The sequence below is a fragment of the Pseudoxanthomonas sp. OG2 genome, assembly GCF_014192765.1.
Taxonomy (GTDB): Bacteria; Pseudomonadota; Gammaproteobacteria; order Xanthomonadales; family Xanthomonadaceae; genus Pseudoxanthomonas_A; species Pseudoxanthomonas_A beigongshangi.
Genome location: NZ_JACHYM010000001.1, coordinates 1157846 through 1168346 on the forward strand (window position 1 = coordinate 1157846; position 10501 = coordinate 1168346).

Annotated in this window: 7 protein-coding genes; all 7 read right to left on the bottom strand. The window is 64.4% G+C overall.

Annotated elements, in window-relative coordinates; genetic code table 11:
• Positions 1-9: 9 nt before the first annotated feature.
• Complete coding sequence (gene rplC / locus FHW78_RS05480) at positions 10-663, bottom strand: 50S ribosomal protein L3 (RefSeq protein ID WP_183638685.1); 654 nt, start codon at positions 661-663, stop codon at positions 10-12.
• Positions 664-674: 11 nt separating this feature from the next.
• A complete protein-coding gene (rpsJ, locus tag FHW78_RS05485; protein WP_022968186.1) occupies positions 675-986 on the bottom strand; it encodes a 30S ribosomal protein S10 in 312 nt (103 codons plus the stop codon).
• A gap of 566 nt (positions 987-1552) precedes the next feature.
• The gene (gene tuf, locus FHW78_RS05490) at positions 1553-2743 is read right to left on the bottom strand and encodes an elongation factor Tu (RefSeq protein ID WP_183638687.1); all 1191 of its coding nucleotides are present in this window, start codon (positions 2741-2743) and stop codon (positions 1553-1555) included.
• A 98-nt stretch (positions 2744-2841) separates the two neighbouring features.
• Positions 2842-4932, bottom strand: coding sequence for an elongation factor G (gene fusA / locus FHW78_RS05495; RefSeq protein WP_183638689.1), 2091 nt, complete (start codon positions 4930-4932; stop codon positions 2842-2844).
• Positions 4933-5102: 170 nt separating this feature from the next.
• Positions 5103-5570, bottom strand: coding sequence for a 30S ribosomal protein S7 (gene rpsG, locus FHW78_RS05500; RefSeq protein ID WP_141455878.1), 468 nt, complete (start codon positions 5568-5570; stop codon positions 5103-5105).
• An 18-nt stretch (positions 5571-5588) separates the two neighbouring features.
• Entirely contained in the window at positions 5589-5963 is a 375-nt protein-coding gene (gene rpsL, locus FHW78_RS05505) for a 30S ribosomal protein S12 (RefSeq protein WP_141455877.1), read from the bottom strand.
• A gap of 235 nt (positions 5964-6198) precedes the next feature.
• The gene (gene rpoC / locus FHW78_RS05510; protein ID WP_183638691.1) at positions 6199-10425 is read right to left on the bottom strand and encodes a DNA-directed RNA polymerase subunit beta'; all 4227 of its coding nucleotides are present in this window, start codon (positions 10423-10425) and stop codon (positions 6199-6201) included.
• Between the last annotated feature and the right edge of the window lie 76 nt (positions 10426-10501).

Here is a 10501-nt window from a genome sequence, read left to right on the forward strand (position 1 = left end):
TCGTTCTCCTTAAGCCTTGCTAGCCGGACGCACGATCACGTCGCCACCGGCAGCACCCGGAACGGCGCCGCGGACAGCGATCAGGCCGCGCTCGGCATCGACGCGAACCACTTCAAGGTTCTGGGTGCTCTGCTGCACCGCGCCCATGTGACCGGACATCTTCTTGCCCGGGAAAACGCGACCCGGGGTCTGGCGCTGGCCCAGCGAACCCGGCGCGCGATGCGACAGCGAGTTACCGTGGGTGGCGTCGCCCATGGTGAAGTTCCAGCGCTTGATGGTGCCCTGGAAGCCCTTGCCCTTGGTCACGCCCTGGACGTCGACCTTCTGGCCCACTTCGAAAATGTCGGCCTTGATTTCGCCGCCGACGGTGAAGTCGCCCAGCTTGTCGGCTTCGACGCGCAGTTCCCACAGGCCACGACCGGCTTCGACCTTGGCCTTGGCCAGGTGGCCAGCGACCGGCTTGGTGACCAGCGACGCACGGCGGGTGCCGACGGCAACCTGCACAGCGCTGTAGCCGTCGGTTTCCTGGGTCTTGATCTGGGTGATGCGGTTGGGGGTGGCTTCAATCAGCGTCACCGGAATGGACTTGCCGTCCTCGGTGAACACGCGGGTCATGCCGGCCTTGCGGCCGACGATTCCCAACGAATACTTCTTCGCGGTCATGGTCGTTGGCCTCAGGTCAGCTTGATCTGGACGTCGACGCCGGCCGCGAGTTCGAGCTTCATCAGCGCGTCCACGGTCTTGTCGTTGGGGTCGACGATATCGAGCACACGCTTGTGCGTGCGGGTTTCGTACTGGTCGCGGGCGTCCTTGTCGACGTGCGGGGAAACCAGGACGGTGTAGCGTTCGATCTTGGTCGGCAGCGGGATCGGGCCGCGCACTTGCGCGCCGGTTCGCTTGGCCGTCTCAACGATCTCGCTGGCCGAGCGGTCGATCAAGCGATGATCGTACGCCTTGAGCCGGATTCGGATCTTTTGGTCCGCCATGACGGAATTTCCTTCGTTAAAGAGCGACGGGCGCGGCTTCTGGGATGCCTTGCCCCGGTAGGGTCCAGACGTTCAGCCCCGTTCCGGAACCGCCGGAAAGCGCGGTCACGGTGAGCCTGAGCGGCCTGGGGTTTCATCCTGAAAAACTGGGCAGGCCGGTAAACCGGCCCGCCCAGACAGAAAAGTATAGGACGCATGACTGGCCCCGTCAATAGCGGGGCGTCCACCCCTGAAACCGGGCGGCAGGCACGCGACTCTCCTTGTCTGGCGAACACGAAGCACTCCCTGCGCTTCTTTTCGCGGTAGCGCCGGCATACCTCCCAGGGGGAACCGGCGCGGGTATTGCGATATCCCGGGATGGCTGGGCCATCTGGGGGCGCGCATTATAGCGATGTTTTTGCTGGTTTGCAGCAAATCCGGCGAATTTTTATTACCGGAGACCGGCGGAGGCTGGAATCCCTGCCCCGCCGGGGTACTTCTGGCCTTGCCGGTTCAATGGCCCCGGCTTTCGCCAGGAAAAGAACCGACAAAACGGGGCGGGCCTTTCGGCCCGCCCCGTCGATTCATTACTTGATGATCTTGGCCACGACGCCGGCGCCGACGGTACGACCGCCTTCGCGAATGGCGAAACGCAGACCTTCGTCCATCGCCACCGGGTTGATGAGCTGCACGGTCATCTTGATGTTGTCGCCCGGCATCACCATCTCGGTGCCTTCCGGCAGCGTCACCGCACCGGTGATGTCCGTGGTCCGGAAGTAGAACTGCGGGCGGTAACCCTTGAAGAACGGCGTGTGACGGCCACCCTCGTCCTTCGACAGCACGTACACCTCGGCTTCGAACTCGGTGTGCGGGGTGATGGAACCCGGCTTGGCCAGCACCTGGCCACGCTCCACGTCGTCACGCTTGGTGCCGCGCAGCAGCAGGCCCGCGTTGTCGCCCGCCTGGCCCTGGTCCAGCAGCTTGCGGAACATTTCCACGCCCGTGACCGTGGTCTTCTGGGTCGGACGGATACCGACGATTTCGATTTCGTCGCCCACCTTGATGATGCCGCGCTCGATACGACCGGTCACCACCGTGCCACGGCCCGAAATCGAGAACACGTCTTCCACCGGCATCAGGAACGGCTTGTCCACGTCACGCTGCGGCTCCGGAATGAACGTGTCCAGCGCTTCCACCAGCTTCAGGATGGCCGGCACGCCAATCTCCGACTGGTCGCCTTCCAGCGCCAGGCGCGCCGAACCGTGGATGATGGGGGTGTCGTCGCCCGGGAACTCGTACTTGGTCAGCAGCTCGCGAACTTCCATTTCCACCAGTTCCAGCAGCTCGGCGTCGTCCACCATGTCCGCCTTGTTCAGGAACACCACGATGTACGGCACGCCCACCTGGCGCGACAGCAGGATGTGCTCGCGCGTCTGCGGCATCGGGCCGTCCGCGGCCGAGCACACCAGAATCGCGCCGTCCATCTGCGCCGCACCGGTAATCATGTTCTTCACGTAGTCCGCGTGACCCGGGCAGTCCACGTGCGCGTAGTGGCGCGTCGGGCTTTCGTATTCCACGTGCGCCGTCGAAATCGTGATGCCGCGAGCCTTCTCTTCCGGCGCCGCGTCAATCGCGTCGTACGCCTTGAACTCGCCGCCAAAGCGCTCGGCACCCACCTTCGTCAGCGCCGCCGTCAGCGTCGTCTTGCCGTGGTCAACGTGACCAATCGTGCCCACGTTCACGTGCGGCTTGGTGCGCTCGAACTTACCCTTTGCCATTTTGAAAACTCCGATATTGGGGATTTGAGACGGGGGATTGGGGAAAAACGGGATTCATGCTCTTGCGAATCTCGAATCCCGAATCCCGTTTCCCTGCATTAATTCTTCTTGACGACCGCGTCGGCGATGTTGGCCGGCGCTTCGGCGTAGTGGTCGAACTCCATCGTGAAGGTGGCGCGACCCTGCGACATCGAGCGCAGCGTGGTGGCGTAGCCGAACATTTCGCCCAGCGGCACCATCGCGTTGATCACCTTGCCGGACGGACTGTCGTCCTGGCCCTGCAGGATGCCGCGACGACGGCTCACGTCGCCCATCACGTCACCCAGGTATTCCTCCGGAGTGACGATTTCGACCTTCATCATCGGCTCGAGCAGGACCGGGCTGGCCTTGCTGAAGGCTTCCTTGAACGCCATCGAGCCGGCGACCTTGAACGCCATTTCGTTGGAGTCCACGTCGTGGAACGAGCCATCGACCGCGACGATCTTGACGTCGACCACCGGGAAGCCGGCGAGCACGCCGTTCTTCATCGCTTCCTCGATGCCCTTGCCCGCGGCGGTGACGTATTCCTTCGGCACCACGCCGCCGACGATCGCGCTCTCGTAGGAGAAGCCGACGCCGCGTTCCTGCGGTTCCATCTCGATGACGATGTGGCCGTACTGGCCGCGACCGCCCGACTGGCGCACGAACTTGCCTTCCTGCTTGACCTTCTTGCGGATGGTTTCGCGGTAGGCCACCTGCGGCTTGCCGACGTTGGCTTCAACGTTGAACTCGCGCTTCATGCGGTCGACGATGATGTCCAGGTGCAGCTCGCCCATGCCGGAGATGATGGTCTGGCCGGACTCTTCGTCGGTGCGCACGCGGAACGAGGGATCTTCCTGGGCCAGGCGACCCAGCGCGATGCCCATCTTTTCCTGGTCCGACTTGGTCTTCGGTTCGACCGCCATCGAGATCACCGGCTCCGGGAACACCATGCGCTCCAGGGTGATGATGTGATCCTGCGCGCACAGGGTGTCGCCGGTGGTGACGTCCTTCAGGCCCACCGCCGCGGCGATGTCGCCCGCGCGCACTTCCTTGATTTCATCACGCTGGTTGGAGTGCATCTGCAGGATGCGGCCCACGCGCTCCTTCTTCGACTTGACCGGGTTGTACACCTGGTCGCCCGAATTCAGCACGCCCGAGTAGACGCGGAAGAAGGTCAGCGAGCCGACGAACGGGTCGGTCATGATCTTGAACGCCAGCGCCGAGAACGGCTCGGTGTCGGACGCCTTGCGGCTGTCTTCCTTCTCGTTCTCGTCGATGCCCTGCACCGGCGGACGATCCGCCGGCGACGGCAGCAGGTTGACCACGCCGTCCAGCATGGCCTGCACGCCCTTGTTCTTGAACGCCGAACCGCAGAACACCGGCACGATTTCCACCTTCAGGGTGCGCTCGCGCAGACCGGCGATGATGTCGGCTTCCGACAGCTCGCCGTCGTTGAGGTACTTGTCCATCAGCGCTTCCGAGGCTTCGGCCGCGGCTTCGATCATGAACGCGCGCGCCGCCTCGGCCTTTTCCTTCAGCTCGGCCGGGATGTCGCGGTATTCGAACTTGGTGCCCTGCGAGGCGACATCCCAGTGGATGGCCTTCATCTTCAGCAGGTCGACCACGCCCTCGAAGCCGTCCTCGGCACCGATCGGCACCTGCATCGGCACGGCGTACGCGCCCAGGCGCGACTTCAGCTGGCCGACGACCTTGTCGAAGTTGGCACCGGTGCGGTCCATCTTGTTGACGAACGCCATGCGCGGCACGGAGTACTTGTTGGCCTGGCGCCACACCGTCTCGGACTGCGGCTGCACGCCACCGACCGAGCACAGCACGAACACCGCGCCGTCGAGCACGCGCAGCGAACGCTCGACTTCGATGGTGAAGTCGACGTGCCCGGGGGTGTCGATGATGTTGAAGCGGTGTTCCTGGAACGAGCCGTCCATACCCTTCCAGAACGCCGTGGTGGCGGCGGAAGTGATGGTGATACCGCGCTCCTGCTCCTGCTCCATCCAGTCCATCGTGGCGGCACCTTCGTGCACTTCACCGATCTTGTGGCTCTTGCCGGTGTAGAACAGGATGCGCTCGGACGTGGTGGTCTTGCCCGCGTCGATGTGGGCCATGATGCCGAAGTTGCGGTAACGCTCGATGGGAGTGGTGCGAGCCACGACAGTCTCTCTTTTCTGATGGGAGAACCGACGGGAATCCGGTCCTCCGTGGAGGGCGATCTTCTATATGGCCGAATGCCGCCTTGCGGCGGCCTTCGGGTTCTGCGGACAGGCCGCTTGGGGCACCTAGATGGTGCCGATGGCCCCCGGTTGCAAGGGGGCCTGGCTTGTTACCAGCGGTAGTGGGCGAACGCCTTGTTCGCTTCCGCCATGCGGTGGGTCTCTTCACGCTTCTTGATGGCGCCACCGCGGTTTTCCGAGGCGTCCAGCAGTTCGGCGGCCAGCTTGCGCGGCATCGAGTTCTCGCCGCGCTTGCGGGCGGATTCGATCAACCAGCGCATCGCCAGCGCCAGACGGCGGCTGGAACGCACTTCGACCGGCACCTGGTAGGTCGCACCGCCGACGCGGCGGGACTTCACCTCGACGGTCGGGGCGACGTTGTCCAGCGCCTTCTCGACCAGTTCCAGGGCATTCGGGTTCTTTTCGCCGATGACATCCATGGCGCCATAGACGATCTTCTCGGCGACGGACTTCTTGCCGCTGAGCATGACCATGTTGATGAAACGGGCGATCGTCTGGCTGCCGTGCTTGGGATCCGGCAGGACTTCACGCTGGGGAGCTGAGCCTTTACGCGACATAGTTCTTCTTCCTTAACCTTAAGCCTTCGGGCGCTTGGCGCCGTACTTGGAACGGCCCTGGCGACGCTTGGCGACGCCGGAGGCGTCGAGCGAACCGCGGACGGTGTGGTAACGCACGCCCGGCAGGTCCTTCACACGACCGCCACGCACGAGCACCACGGAGTGCTCCTGCAGGTTGTGACCTTCGCCACCGATGTAGCTGATGACTTCTTCCTGGTTGGTCAGGCGCACCTTGGCCACCTTGCGAAGCGCCGAGTTCGGCTTCTTCGGGGTGGTGGTGTAGACGCGCGTGCACACGCCGCGACGCTGCGGGCACTTGTCCAGCGCCGGCGAGGCGCTCTTGTAAGTGGTTGCCTGCCGCGGCTTGCGGACCAGCTGGTTGATGGTTGCCATGTTTGGATTCTTTGGGTGAAGGCCGGAGCCTTGTTGCGTGAAAACGACGGCAGGCCGCGAACCGGCCCACCGAGACGGAAAAGTATAGCTGGCACCCGGCGACACCGTCAATGCGGTGTATGCCGGGGGCCTCTACAGGTTTGCGATCCCGCCCTTCCTGGGCCGAAAACGAGGGGCTCCCTGCCCCTCATTTCGTGGTCTGGGGCGGCCCTGAGAGGCCGCCATCTTGCCGTTTTTAGCTGGCGCTGGACTCCTCGCCGGCTTCCTCGGCCGCGGGGGCCGGGGTCGAAGCTTCGGCCGGGCTGCCGGCCAGCGCATCCACTTCCGCCTCGGTCAGACCGGAGGCGTTGCGGCGACGCTGGTTGTGGTAGGCCAAGCCGGTACCGGCCGGGATCAGGCGGCCGACGATCACGTTTTCCTTCAGGCCGCGCAGGCTGTCGCGGGTACCGCGAACGGCCGCCTCGGTCAGCACGCGGGTGGTCTCCTGGAACGAAGCCGCCGAGATGAACGATTCGGTCGCCAGCGAGGCCTTGGTGATGCCCAGCAGGACCGGGTCGTACTTGGCCGGCAGTTCGTTGCGGGCGGCCAGCTTGACGTTCTCCTCGATCAGGCGCTGCTTCTCGACCTGCTCGCCGGACAGGAACTTGCTGTTGCCGGTATCGGTGATCTCGACCTTGCGCAGCATCTGGCGGGTGATCACCTCGATGTGCTTGTCGTTGATCTTCACGCCCTGCAGGCGGTACACGTCCTGGATTTCCTTCACCAGATAGGCCGCCAGCGGTTCCACGCCCAGCAGGCGCAGGATGTCCTGCGGGCTCGGCTCGCCGTCCACGATGGTTTCGCCCTTGGTCACGTGCTCGCCTTCGAACACGATGATCTGGCGGAACTTCGGAATCAGCTCCTCGTGCTCCGAACCATCGGTGTCCTTGATGATCAGACGCTGCTTGCCCTTGGTGTCCTTGCCGAAGCTGATCACGCCGGAGCGCTCGGCCAGGATCGCCGGATCCTTCGGCTTGCGCGCTTCGAACAGGTCGGCCACGCGCGGCAGACCACCGGTGATGTCGCGGGTCTTCGAGGCTTCCTGCGGGATCTTGGCGACCACGTCGCCCACGCCCACCGGGGCGCCGTCCTGCAGGTTGACGATCGAGCGCGGCGGCAGCAGGTACTGCGCCGGCAGATCGGTGCCCGGGATGTTCAGGTCCTTGCCGTCCTTGTCGACGATGCGGACGATCGGGCGCAGATCCTTGCCCTGCGAACCGCGGCGCTTCGGATCGGTGATCTCGCGCGAGGCCAGGCCGGTCAGCTCGTCGGTCTTCTCGATGACGGTGACGCCATCGACGAAGTCCACGAAGCGGACGAAACCGGCCACTTCCGAGACGATCGGGTGGTTGTGCGGATCCCAGTTCGCCACGGCCTGGCCGGCGGTGATCTGGTCGCCGTCCTTGACGTTGATGGTGGCGCCGTAGGGCAGCTTGTAGCGCTCGCGCTCGCGACCGTGGCCGTCCAGCACCGACAGTTCGCCCGAACGCGAGACCGCGACCAGGCTGCTGTTGGCGTGCTCGACGTACTTCAGGTTGTTGAACTTGATCGAGCCGGTGGTCTTGACGGTGATGTTGTCCACCGCCGCCGCACGCGAAGCCGCACCACCGATGTGGAACGTACGCATGGTCAGCTGGGTGCCGGGCTCGCCGATCGACTGGGCGGCGATGACGCCGACCGCTTCACCGATGTTGACGATGTGGCCGCGGGCCAGGTCACGACCGTAGCAGTGCGCGCACACGCCGAACTCGGATTCGCAGGTGATGGTGGAACGCACCTTGATGGACTGCACGCTGGCGTCTTCCAGCTTCTGCACCCAGGCTTCGTCCAGCAGGGTGTTGCGGGTGACGATCGGATCCTCGTCGTTGCCCGGCAGGAACACGTCCTCGGCCACGACACGACCCAGCACGCGATCGCGCAGCGGCTCGACCACGTCGCCGCCTTCCACGATCGGAGTCATGGTCAGGCCTTCGCTGGTGCCGCAGTCCACTTCGGTGATCACCACGTCCTGCGCCACGTCGACCAGGCGGCGGGTCAGGTAACCCGAGTTCGCCGTCTTCAACGCGGTATCGGCCAGACCCTTTCGGGCACCGTGGGTGGAGTTGAAGTACTCCTGCACGTTCAGGCCTTCGCGGAAGTTCGCCTTGATGGGCGTCTCGATGATCGAACCATCGGGGCGCGCCATCAGGCCGCGCATGCCGGCCAGCTGGCGGATCTGCGCCTGGCTACCACGCGCGCCGGAGTCGGCCATGATGTACAGCGAGTTCATCGACTTTTCGTTGATGGTCTCGCCCTTGGCGTTCTGCACCTTGTCGGTACCGATCGTGTCCATCATCGCCTTGGCGATGCGCTCGTTGGTGCGCGACCAGATGTCGACCACCTTGTTGTAGCGCTCGCCGGCGGTGACCAGGCCCGACTGGTACTGCTCCTGGATTTCCAGCACTTCCTGCTCGGCTTCGCCCAGGATGCCCTTCTTCTCGGCCGGGATCAGCATGTCGTCGATGCCGATGGAGACGCCGGCGCGGGTCGCGTAGGCGAAGCCGGTGTACATCAGCTTGTCGGCGAACACGACCGTGTCCTTCAGGCCCAGCATGCGGTAGCTGGAGTTGATCAGGCGGCTGATGGCCTTCTTGTTCAACTCGGTGTTGGCCAGCGCGAACGGCAGGCCTTCCGGCAGGATGTCGGCCAGCAGCGCGCGGCCGATCGTGGTGTCCACGATCGACGACTTGCGCTGCTTGCTGCCGTCCTCGTCGGTCACCACCTCGGTGATGCGGACCTTGACCTTGGCGTGCAGCTCGACCACGCGGTTGTCGTAGGCGCGCTTGACCTCGGAGATGTTGGCGAACGCCATGCCTTCGCCCTTCTTGTTCTCCAGGGCGCGGGTCATGTAGTACAGGCCGAGCACGACGTCCTGCGACGGCACGATGATCGGCTCGCCGTTGGCGGGCGACAGGATGTTGTTGGTCGACATCATCAGCGCGCGGGCTTCCAGCTGCGCTTCCAGCGACAGCGGGACGTGCACGGCCATCTGGTCACCGTCGAAGTCGGCATTGAACGCGGTGCAGACCAGCGGATGCAGCTGGATCGCCTTGCCTTCGATCAGCACCGGCTCGAACGCCTGGATGCCCAGGCGGTGCAGGGTCGGCGCACGGTTCAGCAGCACCGGGTGTTCGCGGATGACCTCTTCCAGGATGTCCCAGACTTCGGCTTCTTCACGCTCGACCAGCTTCTTGGCGGCCTTGATGGTGGTGGCCAGGCCGCGACGCTGCAGCTTGGCGAACACGAACGGCTTGAACAGCTCCAGCGCCATCTTCTTCGGCAGGCCGCACTGGTGCAGCTTGAGGTACGGGCCGACCACGATGACCGAACGGCCGGAGTAGTCAACGCGCTTGCCGAGCAGGTTCTGGCGGAAGCGGCCCTGCTTGCCCTTGATCATGTCGGCCAGCGACTTGAGCGGGCGCTTGTTGGTGCCGGTGATGGCGCGGCCGCGGCGGCCGTTGTCCATCAGCGCGTCGACCGATTCCTGCAGCATGCGCTTTTCGTTGCGCACGATGATGTCCGGGGCGTTCAGCTCCAGCAGGCGACGCAGGCGGTTGTTGCGGTTGATGACGCGGCGGTACAGGTCGTTCAGGTCGGAGGTCGCGAAGCGACCACCATCCAGCGGCACCAGCGGTCGCAGATCCGGCGGCAGCACCGGCAGGACGGTCATGACCATCCATTCCGGACGGTTGCCCGACTCCAGGAACGCCTCGATCAGCTTGATGCGCTTGGTCAGGCGCTTGAGCTTGGTCTCGGAGTTGGTGCTGGCGATTTCCTCGCGCAGGTTGACCATCTCGGCCTGCAGGTCGATGGTGCGCAGCAGGTCATAGACCGCCTCGGCGCCCATCGCGGCGTCGAAGTCGTCGCCGTGCTCCTGGCGCGCCTGCATGTACTGCTCTTCGGTGAGCAGCTGGCGGCGTTCCAGGGTGGTCAGGCCGGGTTCGGTGACCACGTAGGCTTCGAAGTACAGCACGCGCTCGATGTCGCGCAGGGTCATGTCCAGCATCAGGCCGATGCGCGAGGGCAGCGACTTGAGGAACCAGATGTGCGCGACCGGTGAGGCCAGGTCGATGTGGCCCATGCGCTCGCGGCGCACCTTGGCCAGGGTGACTTCGGTACCGCACTTCTCGCAGACCACGCCGCGGTGCTTCATGCGCTTGTACTTGCCGCACAGGCACTCGTAGTCCTTGATCGGGCCGAAGATGGCGGCGCAGAACAGGCCATCGCGCTCCGGCTTGAAGGTACGGTAGTTGATCGTTTCCGGCTTCTTCACTTCACCGTAGGACCAGGAACGGATCAGGTCCGGCGAAGCCAGCGCGATCTTGATCGCGTCGAAATCCAGCGTCTGGCGCTGCTGGTTGAAGAGGTTGAGCAAATCTTTCATGGTTTTCTCCGGGATTCGGAATTCGAGATTGGGGATTCGTCAGAGCGGGGATCCGGGAGATTCGGGAGGCAATCGC